Origin of the sequence: Vibrio sp. 2096 (assembly GCF_033339595.1) — a bacterium.
GTDB classification, from domain to species: Bacteria; Pseudomonadota; Gammaproteobacteria; order Enterobacterales; family Vibrionaceae; genus Vibrio; species Vibrio alginolyticus.
This window is the reverse complement of sequence record NZ_JAWOUX010000001.1, coordinates 126,815-148,229: the sequence shown is the minus strand read 5'-3', so window position 1 is coordinate 148,229 and position 21,415 is coordinate 126,815. Positions and strand designations below refer to the sequence as shown.

Annotated in this window: 18 protein-coding genes; 10 read left to right on the top strand and 8 right to left on the bottom strand. The window is 44.7% G+C overall.

Translation table 11 applies throughout. The features are described from left to right. Positions 1-559: 559 nt before the first annotated feature. Positions 560-1,267, top strand: a complete 708-nt coding sequence (locus tag R7Q41_RS00715; RefSeq protein ID WP_005383549.1) for a DUF445 domain-containing protein — start codon at positions 560-562, stop codon at positions 1,265-1,267. Positions 1,268-1,338: 71 nt separating this feature from the next. On the opposite strand, the gene R7Q41_RS00710 is transcribed toward R7Q41_RS00715, so the two are convergent. Both R7Q41_RS00710 and R7Q41_RS00705 read right to left on the bottom strand, forming a co-directional pair. Continuing rightward, on the bottom strand, positions 1,339-1,815 hold the full coding sequence (locus R7Q41_RS00710; RefSeq protein ID WP_005374595.1) for an Lrp/AsnC family transcriptional regulator: 477 nt from the start codon (positions 1,813-1,815) through the stop codon (positions 1,339-1,341). A gap of 292 nt (positions 1,816-2,107) precedes the next feature. After that, on the bottom strand, positions 2,108-2,356 hold the full coding sequence (locus tag R7Q41_RS00705) for a hypothetical protein (RefSeq protein WP_130545664.1): 249 nt from the start codon (positions 2,354-2,356) through the stop codon (positions 2,108-2,110). A gap of 357 nt (positions 2,357-2,713) precedes the next feature. Here R7Q41_RS00705 and R7Q41_RS00700 point away from each other — a divergent pair, with 357 nt between their 5' ends. Continuing rightward, positions 2,714-3,247 carry a GNAT family N-acetyltransferase gene (locus tag R7Q41_RS00700; RefSeq protein WP_085569453.1) on the top strand — a complete coding sequence of 178 codons (534 nt, stop codon included), beginning with the start codon at positions 2,714-2,716 and terminating at the stop codon, positions 3,245-3,247. 18 nt (positions 3,248-3,265) lie between these two features. Continuing rightward, entirely contained in the window at positions 3,266-3,700 is a 435-nt protein-coding gene (locus tag R7Q41_RS00695; RefSeq protein WP_318144299.1) for a hypothetical protein, read from the top strand. Positions 3,701-3,791: 91 nt separating this feature from the next. On the opposite strand, the gene R7Q41_RS00690 is transcribed toward R7Q41_RS00695, so the two are convergent. Then, entirely contained in the window at positions 3,792-4,031 is a 240-nt protein-coding gene (locus R7Q41_RS00690; RefSeq protein WP_005374587.1) for an RNA recognition motif domain-containing protein, read from the bottom strand. Between the two features lie 148 nt (positions 4,032-4,179). Between R7Q41_RS00690 and R7Q41_RS00685 the strand changes: the two genes are divergently transcribed. Next, entirely contained in the window at positions 4,180-4,713 is a 534-nt protein-coding gene (locus R7Q41_RS00685; protein WP_170889920.1) for a GNAT family N-acetyltransferase, read from the top strand. A gap of 124 nt (positions 4,714-4,837) precedes the next feature. Here the strand turns inward: R7Q41_RS00685 and putP are convergent, their stop codons facing one another. The 4 genes from putP to R7Q41_RS00665 all read right to left on the bottom strand — a co-directional run bounded on the left by putP (position 4,838) and on the right by R7Q41_RS00665 (position 11,537). Beyond that, positions 4,838-6,331, bottom strand: a complete 1,494-nt coding sequence (gene putP / locus R7Q41_RS00680; RefSeq protein ID WP_005374582.1) for a sodium/proline symporter PutP — start codon at positions 6,329-6,331, stop codon at positions 4,838-4,840. Positions 6,332-6,467: 136 nt separating this feature from the next. Beyond that, entirely contained in the window at positions 6,468-7,175 is a 708-nt protein-coding gene (locus R7Q41_RS00675; protein ID WP_262645781.1) for a 1-pyrroline-5-carboxylate dehydrogenase, read from the bottom strand. 11 nt (positions 7,176-7,186) lie between these two features. Then, positions 7,187-10,318, bottom strand: a complete 3,132-nt coding sequence (putA, locus tag R7Q41_RS00670) for a bifunctional proline dehydrogenase/L-glutamate gamma-semialdehyde dehydrogenase PutA (RefSeq protein ID WP_318144298.1) — start codon at positions 10,316-10,318, stop codon at positions 7,187-7,189. Between the two features lie 406 nt (positions 10,319-10,724). Then, the gene (locus tag R7Q41_RS00665; protein ID WP_025768702.1) at positions 10,725-11,537 is read right to left on the bottom strand and encodes an AraC family transcriptional regulator; all 813 of its coding nucleotides are present in this window, start codon (positions 11,535-11,537) and stop codon (positions 10,725-10,727) included. A 955-nt stretch (positions 11,538-12,492) separates the two neighbouring features. Between R7Q41_RS00665 and R7Q41_RS00660 the strand changes: the two genes are divergently transcribed. Then, a complete protein-coding gene (locus R7Q41_RS00660; protein WP_082240199.1) occupies positions 12,493-13,212 on the top strand; it encodes a PAS domain-containing protein in 720 nt (239 codons plus the stop codon). 73 nt (positions 13,213-13,285) lie between these two features. On the opposite strand, the gene pdxH is transcribed toward R7Q41_RS00660, so the two are convergent. Next, on the bottom strand, positions 13,286-13,921 hold the full coding sequence (pdxH, locus tag R7Q41_RS00655; protein ID WP_005374570.1) for a pyridoxamine 5'-phosphate oxidase: 636 nt from the start codon (positions 13,919-13,921) through the stop codon (positions 13,286-13,288). Between the two features lie 115 nt (positions 13,922-14,036). On the opposite strand from pdxH, the gene R7Q41_RS00650 reads away from it, so the two are divergent. From R7Q41_RS00650 to R7Q41_RS00630, 5 genes are all read left to right on the top strand, one after another. Beyond that, positions 14,037-15,911 carry an ATP-binding protein gene (locus R7Q41_RS00650; protein WP_318144297.1) on the top strand — a complete coding sequence of 625 codons (1,875 nt, stop codon included), beginning with the start codon at positions 14,037-14,039 and terminating at the stop codon, positions 15,909-15,911. After that, on the top strand, positions 15,904-17,127 hold the full coding sequence (locus R7Q41_RS00645) for a sigma-54-dependent transcriptional regulator (RefSeq protein ID WP_053308003.1): 1,224 nt from the start codon (positions 15,904-15,906) through the stop codon (positions 17,125-17,127). The genes R7Q41_RS00650 and R7Q41_RS00645 overlap by 8 nt, the downstream gene beginning before the upstream one ends. Before the next feature lie 173 nt (positions 17,128-17,300). Further along, positions 17,301-18,692, top strand: coding sequence for an HlyD family type I secretion periplasmic adaptor subunit (locus tag R7Q41_RS00640; RefSeq protein ID WP_005374562.1), 1,392 nt, complete (start codon positions 17,301-17,303; stop codon positions 18,690-18,692). 114 nt (positions 18,693-18,806) lie between these two features. Then, positions 18,807-19,490, top strand: a complete 684-nt coding sequence (locus tag R7Q41_RS00635) for a transglutaminase-like cysteine peptidase (protein WP_005374561.1) — start codon at positions 18,807-18,809, stop codon at positions 19,488-19,490. A 5-nt stretch (positions 19,491-19,495) separates the two neighbouring features. After that, entirely contained in the window at positions 19,496-21,409 is a 1,914-nt protein-coding gene (locus tag R7Q41_RS00630) for an EAL domain-containing protein (RefSeq protein ID WP_005383568.1), read from the top strand. Positions 21,410-21,415 lie beyond the last annotated feature (6 nt).

The following is a 21,415-nucleotide window of genomic DNA, read 5'->3' as shown; positions in this document are numbered from 1 at the left end:
AGCGCCGTTTTTTATTTTAATCCATGGCTAGATGCTCATATAGCCATTGTGGTTTCTCATATATGAAACACTCTCCATGATAAAGCTCACACTTTTTCTGCTAATATACCGCCTCGTTGCGTATCCATTGCAATGAACACAATACAGAGTATTGAGCCGTCTTCATTTGTCATTTCACTTTTTGAGAAACAGCTATACTCAATAGATGGCTTAGTTATTATATTAACAATAAGGTAATTAGCTTATGTGTAAATGTGGTTCAATGCAGATCGTACAACTCAAACCAAGTTGGGCTGACAAGCTATTCGGCTACTCAGAAAGATGGAAATGCCAACTTTGTTGTAAGATCTACCGCATCTAAAATTAAAAATAGAATCTTAGTTTTTCTAAGAAAAAGCAGTGGCCCGACAATGATTGTCGGGTTTTGTTTTTCTGTACATCCATTTTTATCCCTTCGCAACACGGTCACTCATCACGGCAAAACCTAGCATCTCAATGTGACTTAGGTATAGAATCAGGCCCACTTATTCTTTCCGATATTCACATATAACTGGTCACTATGAACAAAAGTTTGCTAACGAATGTCCTCGCTATCGCTTTGATGGCTGGAGGTCATCAATTACAAAACGACTATCTTTGGTATGCGGGGCTATTTGCGTTCTCAGGCGCCATCACCAACTGGCTTGCCATCCATATGCTGTTTGAGAAAGTGCCTGGATTATACGGTTCTGGCGTGATCCCCGCGCGATTTGAAGAGTTTAAACTGGCTATCAAAAACCTGATGATGGAACAGTTTTTTACTGAAGCGAACATTGACCGATTCTTGAATAAAGAAATGGCGGGCGGTGTGAACATCGATCTTCAACCAGTAATTGAGAAAGTAGATTTAAATCCAGCATTTGATTCCCTAGTGGAAGTAATTGAAGGCTCTCAGTTTGGTGGCATGCTAGCGATGTTTGGCGGCTCGGAAGCGCTACAACCCATGCGCCAACCTTTCGTCGAAAAGATGCAAGAATCCATCATTGAGTTGAGCAAGAGCGATAACATCAAAGAAGCACTGAAAGAGCAATTCGAATCTCCTGCAATGATGGATGAGATAAAGCAGAACATTGAAGGTATCATCGATCAACGTTTAAGCGAATTAACACCGGCATTAGTTAAAGAAATGGTGCAAAAGATGATCAAACAACACCTTGGCTGGCTAGTCGTTTGGGGCGGTGTTTTTGGTGGTTTAATTGGCGTTATCAGCACCTTTATCGGGGCATAATCGCTCACCGATTTATTAAAAAAGTAATATACCAAGCCACGCTAAATAAGGAGGATCAACACATGCCTCGCCTAACCAAGGAGCTCGGGATTAACACCAAATCCCGTTTTATGTTCTTCTATGACCACTTCACTACGAGTTTGAATCACGCCCGGAAGCGTGCCTAACTTGCTCGACATAAACTCCTGATACGCTTTCATGCTCTTAACACGAACTTTTATCATGGTATCGAAATCTCCAGAGAGCGAGTAGCACTCTTCAATTTCAGGCATCAATTCCACCGCTTTCGCAAACTTTTCAAAAATAGAAAAACTGGTTTGGTCTAAACGAATATGGATGAATACTTGCACATCCAGCCCCAACTTTTCCGCATTCAACTCCGCATGGTAACCATTGATATACCCTTCTTTTTCTAGTCGCTTTACACGGTCAGAACATGGAGAAGTCGTTAAGTTAATCAGCTTTGCTAGTTCTACAACTGGAATTCTGCCTCTCGAATGAAGCACTCTCAAAATATGTAAATCAATCCGGTCCAATTGATAACTCATTAACCCACTTCCTTGTAACCACTTAGAAAGCATCACATTAATCGTTGCTCAAACAATTGCAAACCATCAAATGCACAGCATGTGAAATTCAGCAGAGAATAACCAGAAAACAACGAAGGAGGGAAAGAGCTATGATTATTGCCGCTCACTTAGTAACCGTGATATGAAGAGAAAAAGCAACCTAGCGGCTCCCGCGGAGTCGCAAATTTGAAAGCGCATGACACGCCTGTATAGATATGTCGTTCGGGCAACACTGCCCTATTTAACCATTAATCATGGCTATCACTCAGAATTAGAGTGCGGCCGATGTATGCCGTGTAGGATGTGGAACAACCTCTCCAATTGCACGATGATTACAACAACGGCAGTAGTATTGAGGCTCCATCTCGTAATAATGTTCACCTGATACAAATTTCGCCATCAGCTGTGTAAAACTCACCATTTTGCCTGTTAACGACTCAACAGACTGAGGCTCGCAACGCTTCATAATCACTTTATGTTGCGTTGATTTTCTACAAGCTGCGCAATATATATCCGGCATTTCTCTTCTCCCTACTTTTCGTCCTACTGACAATTGACATATTTTGTTCAAAATAATTCCACAATTAAAAAGCTCCTTTAATTTTTTGTGCCCTATCTTCAAAAAATTGAACGAAAGTATCAAAAAACTGAGACATTGGTCAGACCTCAACTTTTGTACCATCAATATGAGCAAACGTGCTTATGTGTGTAATAATACGACACATTACACATAAGCAATTGTTCGGGCTTATTATTTAGTAAGGCGCATGACAACTACACGCCTGGCTAGATCGAGCTTTCGAGACGCCTTGTTATCTCGATTTACCCCGCAAACCAGTTGCTAGCAGCTATAGCCGTCTCATCAAGGAAGAAATGCATGACGATACAACCGATTCTCACTACCGAAAGACTCGTCCTCCGACCATTCAATATCGATGACTGCCAACAAGTGGCTTTACTCGCTGGAGATAAGCGAATTGCCGACATGACAGCAAACATCCCTCATCCTTATGAGCGACCGATGGCGCAAGCATGGATAGATAGGCACGATCCGATGTATCAGCAGCATCAAGGCGTGGCGTACGCTATTACCTTGCGAAACACCGGGGAGTTACTTGGTGCAGTGAGTTTACCGCGTATCGAAGAGGGCTACGGTACATTAGGCTACTGGGTTGGCGTGCCACATTGGGGGAAAGGCTATGCATTCGAGGCCTCCAAAGCCTTACTCGAATTTGCTCGAATGCACTTTGAGTTAAACGGAATAACCGTGATGCATTTGGTGGACAATCAGCGTTCTAAATCGGTGATCCAAAAACTAAATATCCCTTACATCGGTGACAAAACATTGCGCATGCAAGGCAAAGAACGAAAGGTTTGTGTCTACCAACTCACGTTCGTCGCTTCTGAATAAAGTCGAGGAATATGTCGGATGATCATCCATGAAACTTCACAAAATCTGCCCAAGAACAACCCTTTCTTGCTAGGAACTGTATTGTTGTCGCTGTTCTATTTTTCCTACCTAGCAGACAAGATCGTCGAGTTTGGACTCGTAGCACTCACAATAATAGGATTGAAACTGCTCTCAACGTACTTCACGCGCCGCGCGTTCAATCCTAAAACGCTAGTTATCGATGCAAGCACCAACACCTTGAAGTACCGCCAGGGCTCAACGGTTTACTTCCGTCTACCTCTTGATGACATTGTCAAAGTCCAAATACAGAAAGAGTTCTTCTCTAGCAAAAGTTTGATGCTCTACACAGTCAACGACGCTTACCAAGTGCCGAATTCAGACAATTTCGATTCTCTACAGTTAAAGGATTTAATGAAACAACTTGAAGAGAGAATTGATGATCAATCTCGCTAAAACGAAAAGAGAAGACATTCTAGAATGTTGCCAATTTGGTCTCTAAATAGAAAGACAAAAAAGCCAGCAATAACGCTGGCTTTTCTCTGTGTTAGTCTTGTGCGACTTTCACGCGAATTTTGCTTTTTTCTACGTTCGTCAAATTCAGTGCTTCAAGAGCAGAAATGGCTTCTGCTTCGTCCGGCATGATGACAAAACCGAAGCCTTTCGACAAACCCGTGTCTTGATCAAGCACTAGCGAACACAGTTCTACTTTGCCGTACGCTGAGAATAATTTGCGGATATCTTGCTCGGTCATGTGACGAGCCAAGTTTCTTACTAAAAGTTTCATAATGAACCTAGTTGGTTTGATAACGGTTCGATTCTCTCAGTTTCTCTCTGGCAAACCAAGTGAATAATATGACGGCGTTGACTAGATCATTCTAAGTACATCTGTTTAAATGATTTTCCGTTCATTTTTCACCCATAGGAGAGTCGGCATGGAAACGAAACGTCTCAAACTCATCCCTGCTTGTTTAGAACGAGCCGAAGAGGCGCATCAAGCTGTCGTTCGCAGCCAAAAGACTCTCGAAGTCTATCTGCCGTGGGTGCCTCATGTGCTGACATTAGAAGCGATGATAGAAGGGACAGAGAAAGCCATCGCAAACTTTGAAAACTTCGAAGAAGAGCTGCGTTACTACATCATTGAAAAGGAAAGCGATCGCTTACTGGGTGCGGTCGGCTTGATGATTCGAGATCCCGACGTACCATCCTTTGAGATAGGTTATTGGTTAGATAATGCTGCCGTTGGCAATGGTTATGTTGCCGAGGCTGTGCTCGAAGTTGAGCGCTATGCGTTTGATGACTTGGGCGCCAAGAGAATCGCAATTCATGCTGATAGCACCAACCAAAAGAGCTGGGCTGTAGCCGAACGCTGTGGTTATGAGTTCGAAGGAGAGCTCAGAAACGAACGTCTGACTACATCGGGAGAGTTGAGTAACACCGTTATTTACGCCAAAATTCGTCGCGACTAACACTCCAATCTAACCGAGCAATGCTAAGCTTTGATCTCAAGCTACCACCATTAACGTTAATTAAGTTTCAGATAAAACAAAGCCCGCTAAAATAGCGGGCTTTGTGTTCATATACGGGAAGTTACTAGTCTAGTTCAACCAGTTTTTTCTCGAACGACTGGTGTTGGTCTAACACGTCTTGCGCAGCACCGCCCGTTGCTTTACTTACCACAATGATAGCAAGCGTAGAGAAGATGATGCCCGGTACGATTTCGTACACATCAAACCAACCGCCAGTTAGCTGCTTCCAAACCACGATAGTGATACCACCAACAAGAATACCTGCTAACGCGCCGTTACGGTTCATACCGCTCCAGTAAAGGCTAAGTACAACCGCAGGACCAAATGCCGCACCAAAACCAGCCCAAGCGTAAGATACAAGACCAAGTACTGAGCTATCAGGCGTCATCGCTAGGAATAGCGCAACAAGCGAAATAACGATAACACCGATACGACCAATCATTACGATTTCTTCAGAAGACGCTTCTGGCTTGAATACTTGCTTGTAGAAGTCTTCTGCAAGCGCTGAAGATGAAACAAGGAGCTGTGAGTCAGCGGTACTCATTACCGCCGCTAGGATTGCTGCTAACAACATACCCGCAACGACAGGGTGGAATACTGCGTTAACCAATAGCATGAAGATCTTCTCACCGTCTTCTAGTTGAGTACCCGGATGACCCGTAACCCAAACCAGACCAACAAGACCAACAAGCATTGCACCGACCATAGATAGTGCCGTCCAAATCACTGCGATACGACGTGCAGTCGTTAGATCTTTGTTTGAACGAGACGCTTTAAAACGCGCTAGGATGTGTGGCTGACCAAAGTAACCAAGGCCCCACGCCGCTAGAGAGATAATAGCAATCGCAGATAATGGTTCGCCTTTCGCGTCATTCCATAGCGTTGCAAGTTCTGGGTTGATGTCATGTAGATCAGAACTTAGCTGACCTAAACCACCGTCCATTACTGCTATAGGAACAATCATTAGTGCAGCCGCCATTAGCAGACCTTGCACTAAGTCAGTCCAAGATACCGCTAGGAAACCACCGAATAGTGTGTAAGAAACGACACACACCGTACCGATGATAACAGCGTAGGTATAATCTAGACCGAATACCGTCTCAAACAGTTTGCCCCCTGCGACCAAACCTGAGCTGGTGTAGAAAAGGAAAAATAGAAGAATGAAAAACGCAGAGATTGTCTGAATCAGCTTCGACTTATCGTTGAAGCGACGTGACAGGAACTCTGGCAACGTTAGCGCGTCAGTTTGGATACTGTAGGTACGAAGGCGTTTTGCACTGATGAGCCAGTTTGCCCATGTACCAAGAAGTAGACCGCCGGCTAACCAGAAGGCCTCGATACCCGCAGCGTACGCATAGCCAGGCAAGCCTAGCAGCAGCCAACCACTCATGTCTGAAGCACCTGCAGATAATGCAGCAGGCCACGGACCTAGGCTACGGCCACCTAGGAAGTAGTCAGATGAATTGGAAGTCCTCTTATACGCGTAAACGCCAATAGCAACCATAATCAGTAAATACGCCACAAAAGTGGACGTGATAGCAAAGCTATTTTCTATCATTAGATAGTCCTCGTTATAATTATTTCCTTCCTTGCCTGCCCTGATATTTTACCGTCTCAGCAATACATCAGAGTATAAAAAACCAATCTGGACCGGCTCTCAGTCCAGTTACTCCAGATTGGCATTACAAGTCAGGTTAGTGAGTTTCGTTCCCCAACTCGAGTAGAGTTGCGTTACCACCCACCGCGGTAATATTTATCGTTCGAGTGCGCTCAGTAATGAAACGCAACGAGAGATGAGGATCATGAGCCAATTTCGGTGACTCTAAATCCGTTTCAGAAACTAAGCCGACGATTGCACCGTCACGCTTAGCTAGTTGAAGATTGAGCGCATGCTCAACCTGTGAACGCCCAACATAACCCACACTACGTACATCGTTCTCAAGCAACGGGGCAGACGCATCGTACGCAACAACCTGGACTAAGTTAGATGGGAAGTTTGCCAACGCTACAGCTTGCTTAACCAATTGGTTTAGCTCTGCATTGTCACTGCAAACGACCACACTGTTGCCTGCAATTAAGGCACAGGTGATCATCGCAAAAGCACTGTATAACGCATTATCAGCAGGCTCGATGTTGTTTTCACAAATCACCAAAGCCACACCGCGTCCTGCGGCATACAGTTCGTTAGTTTCCCCTGTAGGGCCAACTAACTGGTGAGTTTCTGCAAGAAGAGCTGATGCTTGTTGCAAGTGGTAAGAAACCACTTTGGCAACGGTAGACTGCTGCCCTTCTAGTGCAGATTTAAATGCCAGAACATGCTCGCATTTGTAATCAAAATCAGTCAGATTCCACTGCTCCCACGCAGAGAATGCATCTTTAAAATAGGTGATCTGATGAACCATAATGCGACTCCTTATGCGTTTTCTGCTTGAACAAGAAGATGTTGAGTAAAGCGGAATAGGTAGTGTGGACCACCAGCTTTTGGGCCAGTACCCGACAAGCCTTGACCACCAAACGGCTGTACACCAACCACAGCGCCAACTTGGTCTCGGTTGATGTAGCAGTTACCTACTCGAGCATGCTTCTCAATCCAACGGTACGTGGTTTCGTTACGGCTATGGATACCCATCGTCAAGCCAAAACCCGTTTTGTTGATCTGCGCAACCACGTTCGGTAATTCAGACGCTTTAAAGCGAACAATGTGCAATATTGGACCAAATTGTTCTTCTTTCAGCACATCGATGCCCGAGATTTCAAACGCACTTGGTGAGACAAAGTCACCATGCTGGCACGATTCATCCAGCTGTAGCTGAGCGACTTTAGTCTGTGTTTTGCTCATTTGCTCAAGGTGAGCGAGGAGTTTTTGTTTTGCATTGCTGTCGATAACCGGACCAACATCTGTTTTGTGTAGGTAAGGTAAACCAACATGCAGTTCATTCATCGCACCCTGAATCAGGTTGATCATACGGTCTGCTACATCTTCTTGTACAAATAGAACACGAAGGGCAGAACAACGCTGACCAGCAGATGCAAACGCCGAACGAATCACATCACGCACCACCTGCTCTGGCAATGCAGTACTGTCCACAATCATTGCGTTTTGGCCACCTGTTTCCGCAATAAACGGAACCGGTTTCGCGCTGCGCTCCGCAAGCGTAACGTTAATGCGTTGCGCCGTTGCCGTTGAGCCAGTGAATGCCACACCAGCAATAGCATCATGAGAAGTCAGTGCATGACCAATCTCAGCGCCGCGACCAGTAAGTAACTGAATCACACCTGCAGGGAAGCCAGCATCAAGCATTAGTTCAATAGCGCGAGCGGCAATTAAGCTTGTTTGCTCAGCAGGTTTTGCAACCACTGTGTTACCCGCAATCAGTGCTGCCGTCACCTGACCAAGGAAGATAGCCAACGGGAAGTTCCAAGGGCTGATACACACAAACACACCAAGACCTTCACGGCTAGAAATGCGTTTCACACCATCAAAGCCTTCTAGCTCAAATGGCTGTAGGTTTTGCGCTTGTTTCGCGTAATAACGACAGAAATCCACCGCTTCACGAACTTCATCAATGCTATCGTGAATCGTTTTACCCGCTTCTTTGTGACAAATCGCCACCAGCTCAGCCAGGTTTTCTTCCATTAAGTCAGCAAGCTTTTCTAAACAAGCCGCTTTTTGCTCAACAGGAACGGTTTTCCAATCAGAGAAAGCAGTTTGCGCCGCATCAATTGCAGCGGAAACGTGATCAAGAGTTGCAAATGCCACTTTGCCGACTTCAATTCGGCGATCGTATGGTGCGGTGATGATCTCAGCCGCATTTTCCTTGATCATACTTTCGGCAAAGCGTTCACCATTGATCATCGGGCCTGCAACCCACTGGTTGTCCATGAAGCTTTCGACCTGAGCTTCAAATGGCTTCGCTTCACTGTCGATGTCGATGTTGACGCCATATGAGTTCTTACGCTCAGGGAAAATATCGGCAGGCAATGGAATTTTGTCGTTGTGTAGCGTGTCAAAACCCGTCAACACATCCACAGGGTGATGGGTCAACTCATAAATCGGACAACGCGCATCAACTAGACGGTGTACAAACGAGCTGTTCGCACCATTTTCAAGCAGACGACGAACCAAGTACGGAAGAAGATCAGCATGGCTACCGACAGGAGCATAAATACGTACTGGCTGACCGTACATTTTCATAACATGGTTATACAGTGAATCACCCATACCATGCAGGCGCTGGAACTCGTATTCTTTGTGCTCCGCCATGACAGCAATTGCCGTAACTGTGTGAGCATTGTGGCTTGCAAATTGTGGGTAGATATTACCGCGAACACCTTCGCTAAGTAGGAAACGAGCACAAGCTAGGTATGCAACGTCCGTCGCTTCTTTGCGAGTGTATACTGGGTAGTTTGCATAACCCGCTTGTTGAGACCACTTGATTTCGCTGTCCCAGTACGCGCCTTTAACCAAACGCAGAGGAATAACGTCACCTTGCTCTTTTGCGAGTGCATTTAGCCACACCAAGACTGGTAGCGCACGTTTTGAGTAGGCTTGAATAACCAAACCAAACTTGCCCCAACCTTTCACAAGATCGCTACGGTACACTTTCTCAAATAGCTTCAGGGAAAGCTCAAGGCGATCCGCTTCTTCTGCATCGATTGTGATTGCAACGTCGACTTCAATTGCACGTTTCAATAGCTGCATTAGTGAGTCATACAACTCTGTCATTACACGTTCTTCATTTGCGACTTCGTAGCGCGGGTGTAATGCAGAAAGCTTGATGGAAATCGAAGGCGCTGGACTAGTGTCGCTACCGTAAGTCTCGCGACCCACCGCTTCGATCGCCATTAGGTAATCTTTGAAGTACTTGTTCGCGTCCGCTGTAGTTAACGCCGCCTCACCCAACATATCAAACGAGTAGGTGAAACCTTTGTCGCGCATTGGGCGACCGTTCTTCTGCGCTTCTTCGATCGTACGACCACGAACAAACTGGTGACCCATGATCTTCATTGCCTGATACATGGCTTTACGAATCACGGGCTCAGAGAATTTATTTACCAGACGGTTTACAGCCTGACCTGGGCTCTGGGTGCCTTGCTCACCAAGACCAACCACTTTACCTGTTAGCATAAGGCCCCATGTTGATGCGTTAACAAACACAGAGTCAGAGTTTTTCAGGTGAGATTTCCAGTCTGCGACACTCAACTTATCTTTAATCAAAGAATCTGCTGTCGCGGCATCTGGGATGCGCATTAATGCTTCTGCAAGACACATCAGCAAGATACCTTCTTGAGTATCTAAGCTGTATTCCAGCAATAAAGCATCAATCATCTGGATTGACTTCTTATCGGCACGAATGGCTTCGATAAGGTGGGTCGTTTGGGTAGTGATCGCCGATTTTTCATCCTCTGTCGGCGTCGCTAGTGGCAATAGTTGCTCTAGCCATTGAGACTCGTCCACCATATATAATGGCGAGATCAGTGACCACAACTTATCAAGCGGCTGCCCGATAAATTCCGGTGTCAACACGTTCGTAGCTGTAAACATGTGTGTTCCTCAATCTCACTCCTCGAAAACCGCTTCGAGGATTATCAATGGCTGGCAGTGTATTTTGAGGCCGATAAGAATACTTGTCAAAAACTACGACATTTTTGCCAAAAACTCGCTTTTATAACAAAACATCCACATAGTCACATTCAAATAGGTAATATTTTGTGTTGTAAATTTTAATTTTTTCATTGCATTCACAACAAAATATCAAGAATATCAATAAGATTTTTGTGAAGAGCTCGTTCTAAGAGAAAATGTAGGATCAAGTGGCATATCAGCTACTGTAAAGAACAGAGAATTTAAAAAAACGAGAGATAGATCACATGAATAAAACATAAAAAAACCATGCATAGTGCATGGCTTTATTCTAATTTGATGATTATTTGACCTAAAAAACGCGTTGTTATCCAACTTGTTTTTTATAACGGGAAGGTGATATTCCCTGTAAGCGAGTAAAAGTATGAGTAAAAGTACTCTGGCTTGAGAAGCCAGTAAACTCGGCAATTTGCCCTAAAGAAAGGTGACCTTGCTCGATTAATTCACGAGCCATGTCGATTCGCTTTCCGAGAACATATTGATGAGGTGTAATCCCCATCTGCTCTTTAAACAAGCAATGGAACTGACTTTCCCCAAGAAACACTCGCCCGGCCAATTGAGCCACACTAATCTTATGACTCAGGTGCTGCTCAATGTAACGATCAATCGCCTCCAAATCAAAGCGCGACTCTTTTCGACTGGTCTCAAATGCCGAGATATGGCGCTGCATTAACGCAATCACAGTGTCGTTACACGCACGACTTAACAGCAGGTCATCCGGATGGTTTCGCATTTCCTGAACCAACATCTGTATCAGCTTCTGAATTTGACTATCTAACTGGAAGTAGACATGGTCTCTCTCCAGGTTATTGATTTTTTGAAGCATTTCAGGATCATCATTTGTCGGTTTGGGCATATTCAGCACCAAAATATCCGATTGATTGATGACGCCACCGAAAGCATGATCAGAGCATGCGGTGACCACACAACCTTGACCAGGGCCGACAAGATTACCTCGCCCGCGCACTTCAAATTCGGCTTGCCCTTTTAAACCAATCACGATCTGCGTATAAGAATGATCGTGGCAATCCATATAAGACGGAAGTGTGATCAGCTCCGCCGGCTTTGGCAGCATAATCTCTTGATATGAAAGGATTTTTTGGTTATCTGAGTCACTCATTTTAAACAATCGTCTTTACACGGTCAGCTTACGTCTTCGCATCATATACCTTCTTTGTTGGGTTGCAACTTTTACCCAACTCAATCGACAAGATCAAATCAGCATGATCAAGTTCATTTACATGATCATAGTTCCGGAACGATGATCATGCGAGGTTAATTTACGGTCAGTGAGCAACCAATTTTATTAACAAAAACGGATAGATAGGCAATACCTTACGTATACATAATCAATCAATGTAAAGATCCTTATTACCGAACAATCTGTTATTTTGTAAAACACCGTGCTCCATATTAGATAACTCGTCCCTGAAACGGATCGAAACCCACTCTTAAACTCAACATAGAGGGATTTCCCCCCTTACTAATATGCCTCTGATTCAATACATTAGTTATCGAGCTTTAAGATACATACGATCTAAAGCTCTCGGTATCTCATTGATACCTCTAACTTACTTAGCAGACCCTCGCTAGGTAATTTAGAACCTCTTCTACACGTCGACAAGATTATATCTTGTGTTGCCAGCCCGTCTTCAGGCTGGCTTTTTTTTCGCTTCTCAACAATGAAAACAATGGCATAAGCTGATATCATAGCTTTTGTCTCACTGTCCCTCTCATATGCTTAGGTGCTGCTCTTTCACTCACAAGTGATATGAACGTCAACCACATTACAACTGAGTTGTAGGAAGCATGATCAAGGACGATACGAGTTGTAAGCCGAACATTAGGCGGACATCCGTGAGCGCACATATCTGTAATGAAACAGACCATTTTCCCAATTAAACTCTTCGTTCCATTTCGTCGTTGTCAATGACTACCTGACGAAAACATCGAACACCATGAATTTAATTGGATTGAGCGCCAATCAACGAACGTGTTCTAGCAACGACATCAATACGAGCCATATAACACGGACGTCTCTGTATTGGTATAAGCAGTATGTAGTGAGTCCTTTTGTGAATATTTCAGTCGATACCATAGAACAATCCCTCCTTAAACAGCTACCAGGTTGTTGGGGATGCAAAGATAAAGATTCGGTATTCCTATACGTAAACCAGGAATACGCAGAACTGTTAGGGCACACATCGCCCGAGGAGTGCTTGGGTAAAACTGATTTTGATATGGCCAGCCCAACCACTGAATGCGCGCAAGAATTTCAACGCCAAGATAAACACGTTCTCGAAACTGGCGAGTCACTAAAAATTCTGGATATCCACCCTTATCCAGATGGCCGCTGGCGAGCACATATATTTACTAAAACACCGTGGCGAGATGACAATGGCGACATTGTAGGCACCATTTTCTACGGAAGAGAACTCACCGACACTGCCGTGATTGAAGTCGGGTATTGGGTTTGTCGTGCTATCAGTACCAACCCAAATCAACAATCCATCTTTCGTTTTTCTGACTTACAACCAAAACCAGAGAAGCTCACATGCCGCGAGCAAGAAACGCTTTTCCTCTTGCTCTATGGCAAAAAGCCTCAATTTATCTCTCAGGTCATGGGCATATCAACAAAAACCGTTGAAGGTCACGTCGCACGCTTACGTAATAAGTTTGCAGCGAACAGCAAGAACGAGCTAATAGATAAAGCAATGGAAGCAGGCTACGGCTCTGTTGTACCCAAAACGCTGCTTAAGCATCAATTATCGGTTGTGTTGAATGGAGAGCGATAATTCACATCGCTTCCACCTACAAAAACACCGCCCCAATTCGGCGGTGTTTGTTTATTCATGAGGGACCATAAGCCTATGGCGCTAAACGATCAATGTCCCAACTTCCATCATGCTGGGAGAAAAGAAAACGATCGTGAAGGCGATGTTCGCCACCTTGCCAAAATTCGATGCTCTTTGGTTTTACGCGAAAGCCACCCCAAAAGGTTGGTACTGGTATTTCACCCTTAGCAAACTTCTGTTTTAGCTCTAAAAACTTACCTTCCAACACACCTCTGGCAGAAATACGGCTACTTTGTTTGCTCGCGATTGCGGCCAACTGGCTCTCTTTAGGACGAGAAGTAAAGTATTTCATATTCTCTACGGCGGTAAGCTTTTCAGCCACACCAGTAATATGAACTTGGCGCTCTAACGGATGCCAAGGGAAGTGCAAACTAATATTGCTGTTATGCTCTAGCTGCTGGGCCTTGCGACTGCCTAGGTTGGTGTAAAACACAAAACCATCTTTGTCGACGTTTTTCAATAGAACAATGCGTTGAAACGGCATGCCATTTTCATCAACCGTTGCAACTGTCATCGCAGTCGGGTCCGTTAAACCCGCTTCAACTGCTTGCTCTAGCCACAGATTAAATTGATCAATAGGATCAGCTTTCAAATCTTTACGACGCAGCCCACCTTTGGTGTACTCACGACGAATATCAGCAAGTTCCATCTTTACTCCTTCACTCGTTTTTGTCGATTGTGCTCCCGATACTGAGGAAATACAAGGACATCATTGTGCTTGTTATCGTTGCCGCTCACAGCATCACAGTGCGTCATTTGATACCATGACACAAAAAACCAGTGAGCCGATCGTGAACTTACTCAACCCCAAAGCCCTACGTCATTTTTTACTGCTACTGTGTGCCGGCGGCATTTCAGGGCTTGCGCTTACTCATCATTACGCAACTCAATACCAACATGATCAATGGCAACAAAAGCTAGAGAGACAAGCCGCGCAAGTGTCACAAGAAGTGGACTACGAACTGGCAAAGTTTGAACAGATACCAAACCTATTAAGTCACGACCCAAGACTACTCAAAGCAGTAGAGCGCGGAACGCCCTCTCAAGAGCTCAACCTACTGTTATCAGATTGGTTGAAGCAAAGTTTGGCCGATACGATTTACGTTCATGACCGCACCGGGTTAGTCATAGCCTCAAGTAACTTTCAGCAAGAAGATACGTTTGTTGGCTCTAGCTTTAGCTATCGCCCCTATTTTAAAAATGCGCGACGCGGTGAGCCCGCTCAATATGTTGGATTAGGCGTGCGCTCGAATAAACGTGGGTACTTCTTCTCATCTCCGCTGTGGGTAAATGAGGAAGTCGTTGGCGTGATTACAGTAAAAGTGAACTTGGAGCAATTAGAACAGCGCCTTTCGCAAACCACGACTGACGTACTCATTACAGATAAACACAATGTCGTGTTTATGAGCAATTTACCAGACTGGCGCTATCGTGCACTTTTCCCACTGTCATCGAGTGCAATAAATGAACTTACCGAAACGCGTCAATATGGCGATACCTTACCCGAATATTTTGGTGAGTTAACGGCACACACTGGTGTCACGGAGTTTGATGACAATCAATTGCTTCTATCACCGAATTACCTCGCATACGCAACACACTTATTGGATAAAGGGTTTCGCGTCGTTGCCTTAATTAACCACAACAGCGTTCTTGCCGCCGTTTTACAGGCCGATATCGTCTTCCTGATCTTATATGCGCTCATTGCTCTAATTGCGTTAGCGTGGTTCCAAACCCTAGTTAACAAAGCACGCCTTGCCCATCTCAATGTGAGCCTAGAAGAAAAAGTAGTGCAACGGACACTAGTGCTAAGTGAAGCCAACCAAAAACTACAACAGACCATCCGCCAATATGAGCAAAGCCAACAAGAGCTTAAACAAACACAACAAGAACTGACGCAAGCCGCGAAATTGGCACTGTTGGGCGAGCTATCAGCCAGTATTAATCATGAGATAAATCAGCCACTTTCCGCACTAAGAACCTATACCGAAAACTCGCAGCGTTTGTTGGCAATGGAAAAATACCCAATGGTCGCTGACAATTTGGGCAAAATGCTGACACTCAATGACACCATTTCGGAAGTCATTGCCCGCTTAAAAGTCTTTACTCGGAAAGCCACGCACGATTCACACAATGAAATCTCAGTACTGCACGACGCGGTACATACTGCCACCAGCATTTTGAGCAACAAGCTTATTAAGCAAGGAGTAACACTAAAAGTTCCGGCCATCGACTATGATGTGAAGCTGGCCATTCACAGCGTTGAATTAGAACAAGTGCTGATAAACCTCTTCCACAACGCGGCACAAGCGATGGAAAACCACTGTATCGATCCGCAAATATCCATTGCTGTTCAGTGTCATGATGACAGTTGCGACATTCTTGTTTCCGATAACGGGCCTGGCATGTCGGACGAAGCCCTAGCAAAAATCTTTGATCCATTTTTTACGACTAAGCCAGAGGGCTTAGGATTAGGTTTGACCATCTCCAAACGCATTTTAGAGAGCTATCACGGCTCCCTCTGTGCCTATAAACATCAGAGCACAGAACAACAAGCAGGAGGGATGACCTTTATCGTGACGCTACCAATAGTCAATCAGAATAAACGTACCCCAGAAGTGGAAAACGACCATGAATAACCCAGTTTTCTTTGTTGATGACGAACCACACATTCGTGATGCCGTGTCTCAAGCCCTGCTGATTGAAGGGATAGACGTCACCTGCTTACCAAACGCAGTAGAAGCCTTACGCGTAATCGACTCAAATATGCCTGCGATTATCATTACCGATATCCATATGCCCGTGATGGATGGCTTGGAGTTTATGCGAACTTTGCGAAGCAAAAACGATCACTTTCAATTCATCGTACTTACTGGACATGGAGATGTGAAAACCGCGGTAGATGCGATGAAAAGCGGCGCGTACGACTTTCTAGAAAAACCGTTTTCAACGGAACAGCTCATGAAATCGCTCAACAATGCCAGCGATAAACTGAACTTGTTGCAAGAAAACATCTGGCTTAAGAAAGAGCTCGACATGCAAACTCATGTTGGTCCGAAAATGATTGGTCACAGTAAGGCCATGGTGAGCATTCGTCGCGCCTTGATCAGTGCGCCCACAAGCCAGCCGCTCATTTTTGTAGGTCAAGATGGTACGGGTCGGCGACTCGCTGCACAATTTGCCCACGACATACATGCAACACCGGACAGTGAGCTAATCGCCGCTTCTGGTGAAGACCTCTATGAGCTTTCATTAGAAGCGCTCGACAAAGCCATACACCGCTTAAGTGAAGGAAAACGCCACTGCAGTTTGTACTTACATAGCGCAGAGCATGTATCATTTGAGCAATGGGAATACTTATTCAAGCACCCAAAACTTGAGCGTGTTTTTGGCGCGACCACCCAAGCCGAGCCACCTCTAAAATCCCTGGCGACTCTAATTCACTTACCGACGCTCGATGAAAGAAAGGAAGATATAGGGCCTTTATACAAGCACTTTGTGCGCCACACAGCGAGCCGATATCAGTTACAGCCGCCACATATCAGCCTAGAAGAGGTCAAACACCTCACCAGTCTCGAATGGCCAGAAAACGTTAAGCAGCTACGCCAATTTGCTGAACTTCGTGCCCTCAAGCCAGATACTTTTAGAATGGAAGATTGGAACAGTGAGAAAAGTCTTGAAATTCAGAGTATGACTCAGCGCACAGAATACTTTGAATATTGCTTGTTATTCGATGCATTGCAAAGACATCGCGGCAGACTCAAAGAGGTTCAACTAGAATTACAGGTATCACGCAAAACCTTGTACGACAAACTAAAAAAACATCAGTTGGATAAAGCCAAGTTCAAGGCGTAATAGCTATACTCCGGCGCTAATTATGCTTTTGTTTGATTTAGAAAGTGTAAGAAAGCTCATTTGAAGAGAGAATAACCCTCTTCTCATATTTTATTAGCCGAGCATGCTGACACGATCGGTTAATAATAATAAGATCAAAAAGATAATCCGTAATTATATAAGCAGGGACTGTGATGAGCCGAGATAACTACAACAAACTCAACGATGAAGAGTTGGATTTTGTTGATGACAAAACTGCAGCATTGCTCCTCAATACCCCCAACAGCGCGCGTTTTATGCTCTGGGTTATGGTGCTATTTTTCATTGCAGCAATAGGTTGGGCATCTTGGGCTGAAATCGACAAAGTCACGGTTGGTCAAGGCAAAGTGATTCCCTCCTCACAGATACAAGTAGTCCAAAACTTAGAAGGTGGCTTAGTCAAAGAAATCTTGGTCAAAGAAGGTCAGTTGGTTGAAAAAGGCCAACAGTTACTGCTTATCGATGACACCCGCTTTCGCTCAGATTTTCGTGAACGTGAGCAACAAGTTGCCAACCTTACCGCATCTGTGCTGCAACTATCCGCTTCTATTAACAGTGTTGCCGTTAATCGTGATTTTGAAACGGAAAACTGGCGTCAAAGTGTACTACTTGATTACGGTAAACTGACCTTCCCACCAACCTTGGAAGAGACTCGACCTCAACTCACACAGCGTCAAAAAGCAGAATATCGCGAAGATCTAGATAATTTGCGCAACCAACTTTCTGTTATTGACCAACAAGTGCAGCAAAAGCAGCAGGACTTGGTAGAGATCCAAGCGCGAGTAAGGAACTTGCGTCAAAGCTACCAATACGCGAAAAAAGAACTCGATATCACCAAACCTTTGGCAGACGAGGGCGTTGTTCCTCGTATTGAACTGCTCAAATTACAGCGCCAAGTCAACGATACCCGTCGTGAAATGACGTCCAGTGAGCTCAAGATTCCCGTATTGCAATCAGCGATTAGAGAATCCATGCTCAACCGTATTGATGTTGCACTCAAATTCCGCTCTGAACAGCAAGAGAAACTCAATAGCGCCCAAGACCAGTTATCTGCTTTGGTTGAATCAGCGGTGGGCTTGGAAGATAGAGTAAACCGAACGGTTGTGAATTCGCCAGTAACAGGCAAAATCAAAACACTGAACATCAATACTGTCGGTGGTGTTATCCAACCTGGTATGGATATCGTCGAGATCGTACCAACAGAAGACACACTATTGGTAGAGGCGAAAATTGCGCCAAAAGACATCGCATTTTTACGCCCAGATCTTCATGCTATCGTGAAATTTACAGCTTACGACTTCACAAAGTACGGCGGTTTAGAGGGAGAGTTGGAACATATCAGCGCGGATACCACTCAAGATGAAGAAGGCAACAGCTTCTACATTGTTCGTGTACGCACCGAAAAAACAAACTTTGGTCAAGATGCAGATTTACCAATCATTCCAGGAATGACAGCATCGGTCGATATCATCACAGGGAAGCGAACCGTTTTGGAATATCTACTTAAACCGATTTTAAGTGCCAAAACGAACGCCTTGAAGGAGTAAACCACATTAAGGTACTCGCGATAGGGAGTATTGAGCGATAAGTGATTAAATAAAAAGCACTTATTTCTCACTGACGAACTCTCTAGAAGAGTATACTTGTGATACGAGTCGAATATGCGATCCAATTTGCAGCGTAAAGTTACATTATTAATCAGCTTAAGTTGTTTGTCGTTCCAACTTGGTGCGCTGAACAGTAAAGAACAACGATGGGTCAATACGGTCACAGCGGTGTACGGCGAACGTGCGGGATTGCGCGTAAATACATGGCGAAAGAACCTCGACTTATTTAAACAATTAGAGACTCATGAACAGCTCGCTGGCGTTAACGACTTTTTTAATCAGCTGTATTTCGTTGACGACATAAAACTGTGGGGAAAGACAGATTATTGGGCTACGCCACTCGAATTTTTAGGGAGTAACGCAGGAGACTGTGAAGATTTCACTATTGCTAAGTACTTCTCTTTACTCGAGCTAGGAATACCAGATTCAAAGATGCGGTTAATATACGTAAAAGCCATCGAACTGAATCAGTTTCACATGGTATTAGCTTACTACCCTACCCCAAGTTCTGAGCCGCTCATTCTCGATAATATCAATCCTGACATTGTCCGAGCCTCTAAGCGTAGCGACTTGCTACCGATATACAGTTTTAATGGTACAAACCTGTGGTTGATGAAGTCATCTGCTAGCACTGGAGAGCTGGCAGGGAAAGCATCACGGTTGAGCCTTTGGAATGACTTACGCTCGCGCGAACGTAAGTTGCAGTTAAATAAACCTAAAATTAACTATGACGAGTGAGAAACATGACCCTATATAAGAAGCTTGTGGTGGGGATGGTTACGGTCTTTATACTCTTGTTGGCATCAGTATTCGTAATCCAATTCAACACGACTCGAGACAGCTTGGAGCAACAGCAACGTTCAGAGGTCAACAACACTATTAACACCGTAGGTTTGGCATTGGCTCCTTACCTAAAGGACAAAGATAAAGTCGCGGTTGAGTCCGTGATTAATGCTCTGTTTGACGGCAGCACCTACTCCGTTGTTCGTCTTACAGCATTAGATTCTGACTACCAGATCGTGCGTACCTACCCAGTTAAACCAAGTACGGTGCCACAATGGTTTATCGACATGAATCTATTTAAAGCGATTCACGATAAGCGTGTTGTGACCAGTGGTTGGATGCAGCTCGCCGAAGTAGAAATCATTAGCCACCCAGGCGCAGCTTACGAGCAGCTCTGGCAAGGTTTTATTGGCTTGCTGTCTGTATTCAGTGTTATTTTTCTAGCTGGTTTAGTGGCAATTTCATACATCCTACGTCGCTCGCTAAAACCATTAACGGCCATCGTAAATAAAATGCATGAAATCGCGAATAACCAATTTGGTGAACCGCTTGCTCGTCCAAGAACCAAAGATCTTATCGCGGTGGTAGATGGCATTAACATGATGTCTGCTCAAATCGAGCTATCATTCAAAGAGCAAGCCAAAGAGGCGCAACGTCTGCGTGCTCAGGCTTACCTCGATCCTATATCTAAATTGGGTAACCGCTCATTCTACATCAACCAAATCGACCAATGGCTTGCAGAGCAAACGCAAGGGGGTATCGCGCTACTCCATGCTGAATACATTGGGGACATTTACGAGACCAAAGATTACCAACGCGCAGATGCCCACGTTAAAGAACTGTCTCAACGTTTGAAAAACACCATTGATGTACCGGGTGCCACTATTGCTCGCTTGTCTAGTGATGAGTTCGGCTTGCTTTTCCCTCATATGGATGAGAGCGAGTTACGCATTTTATCGGACAGCATCGTCAATTGTGTGAACGGCCTAAATACTGACCCAACAGGCTTAGCAAAACCTAAAGCGTCACTAGGGGTTGCACACAGCAAAGATCAGAAAACGCGTTCTGAAATCCTCTCGATGGTGGACAACGCACTATCGAAAGCCAAAGCGCAACCAGACAAGCCATACGGCTTCATTGGCAGTGATACACCTTCTAGTTTGATGGGTAAACAGCAATGGAAAGCGTTGGTTGAAGAAGCCATTCATAGTGATTGGGTTAAATTCCGTTTCCAAGCTGCGAAAAACACATGGGGTAAAGTATTCCACAACGAAGTATTTTCAAGCATCGAAAAAGATGGTGAAACGTATCGTGCGAATCAATACCTATTCGCACTAGAACAGTTAGACGCCACCAACATCTTTGACCAGTATGTCATTGAATCAATGATTAAGATGCTAGAAAGTGGTGAACTTAATGACCCAGTCGCGATTAACATCGCGCAAAGCAGCTTGTCTCAACCATCGTTTATTCGCTGGACAACTAGCATGCTGGAAAAACACGCCAAAGTGGCCTCTAAGCTACACTTTGAAATTCCAGAGGAATGCTTTATCGATCAGCCTCACCACACAGCACTGTTATGTAATGCCATTCGCCAATCAGGTGCTGAGTTCGGCGTAGATAACTACGGACGTAACTTCCAATCTTTGGAATACATCCAAGAGTTCCGCCCGAACTATGTGAAGCTCGATTACCTATTCACACACAACTTGCACGACGAAAAACAAAAATTCACGCTAACGTCGATCTCTCGTACTGCCCACAACCTTGGTATTACGACTATCGCATCGCGTATCGAAACTCAAATCCAGTTGGATTTCCTCACTGAACACTTTGTTGAGGTATTCCAAGGATTCATCGTCGACAAGGAATAAAAAGGT

Excerpts from the sequence above, each read along its gene's own strand:
- R7Q41_RS00715 (WP_005383549.1), top strand. The coding sequence starts at position 560 with ATGAACAAAAGTTTGCTAACGAATGTCCTCGCTATCGCTTTGATGGCT.
- R7Q41_RS00710 (WP_005374595.1), bottom strand. The coding sequence starts at position 1,815 with ATGAGTTATCAATTGGACCGGATTGATTTACATATTTTGAGAGTGCTT.
- R7Q41_RS00705 (WP_130545664.1), bottom strand. The coding sequence starts at position 2,356 with ATGCCGGATATATATTGCGCAGCTTGTAGAAAATCAACGCAACATAAA.
- R7Q41_RS00700 (WP_085569453.1), top strand. The coding sequence starts at position 2,714 with ATGACGATACAACCGATTCTCACTACCGAAAGACTCGTCCTCCGACCA.
- R7Q41_RS00695 (WP_318144299.1), top strand. The coding sequence starts at position 3,266 with ATGATCATCCATGAAACTTCACAAAATCTGCCCAAGAACAACCCTTTC.
- R7Q41_RS00690 (WP_005374587.1), bottom strand. The coding sequence starts at position 4,031 with ATGAAACTTTTAGTAAGAAACTTGGCTCGTCACATGACCGAGCAAGAT.
- R7Q41_RS00685 (WP_170889920.1), top strand. The coding sequence starts at position 4,180 with ATGGAAACGAAACGTCTCAAACTCATCCCTGCTTGTTTAGAACGAGCC.
- putP (WP_005374582.1), bottom strand. The coding sequence starts at position 6,331 with ATGATAGAAAATAGCTTTGCTATCACGTCCACTTTTGTGGCGTATTTA.
- R7Q41_RS00675 (WP_262645781.1), bottom strand. The coding sequence starts at position 7,175 with ATGGTTCATCAGATCACCTATTTTAAAGATGCATTCTCTGCGTGGGAG.
- putA (WP_318144298.1), bottom strand. The coding sequence starts at position 10,318 with ATGTTTACAGCTACGAACGTGTTGACACCGGAATTTATCGGGCAGCCG.
- R7Q41_RS00665 (WP_025768702.1), bottom strand. The coding sequence starts at position 11,537 with ATGAGTGACTCAGATAACCAAAAAATCCTTTCATATCAAGAGATTATG.
- pdxH (WP_005374570.1), bottom strand. The coding sequence starts at position 13,921 with ATGGAACTTGCTGATATTCGTCGTGAGTACACCAAAGGTGGGCTGCGT.
- R7Q41_RS00650 (WP_318144297.1), top strand. The coding sequence starts at position 14,037 with ATGACACAAAAAACCAGTGAGCCGATCGTGAACTTACTCAACCCCAAA.
- R7Q41_RS00645 (WP_053308003.1), top strand. The coding sequence starts at position 15,904 with ATGAATAACCCAGTTTTCTTTGTTGATGACGAACCACACATTCGTGAT.
- R7Q41_RS00640 (WP_005374562.1), top strand. The coding sequence starts at position 17,301 with ATGAGCCGAGATAACTACAACAAACTCAACGATGAAGAGTTGGATTTT.
- R7Q41_RS00635 (WP_005374561.1), top strand. The coding sequence starts at position 18,807 with ATGCGATCCAATTTGCAGCGTAAAGTTACATTATTAATCAGCTTAAGT.
- R7Q41_RS00630 (WP_005383568.1), top strand. The coding sequence starts at position 19,496 with ATGACCCTATATAAGAAGCTTGTGGTGGGGATGGTTACGGTCTTTATA.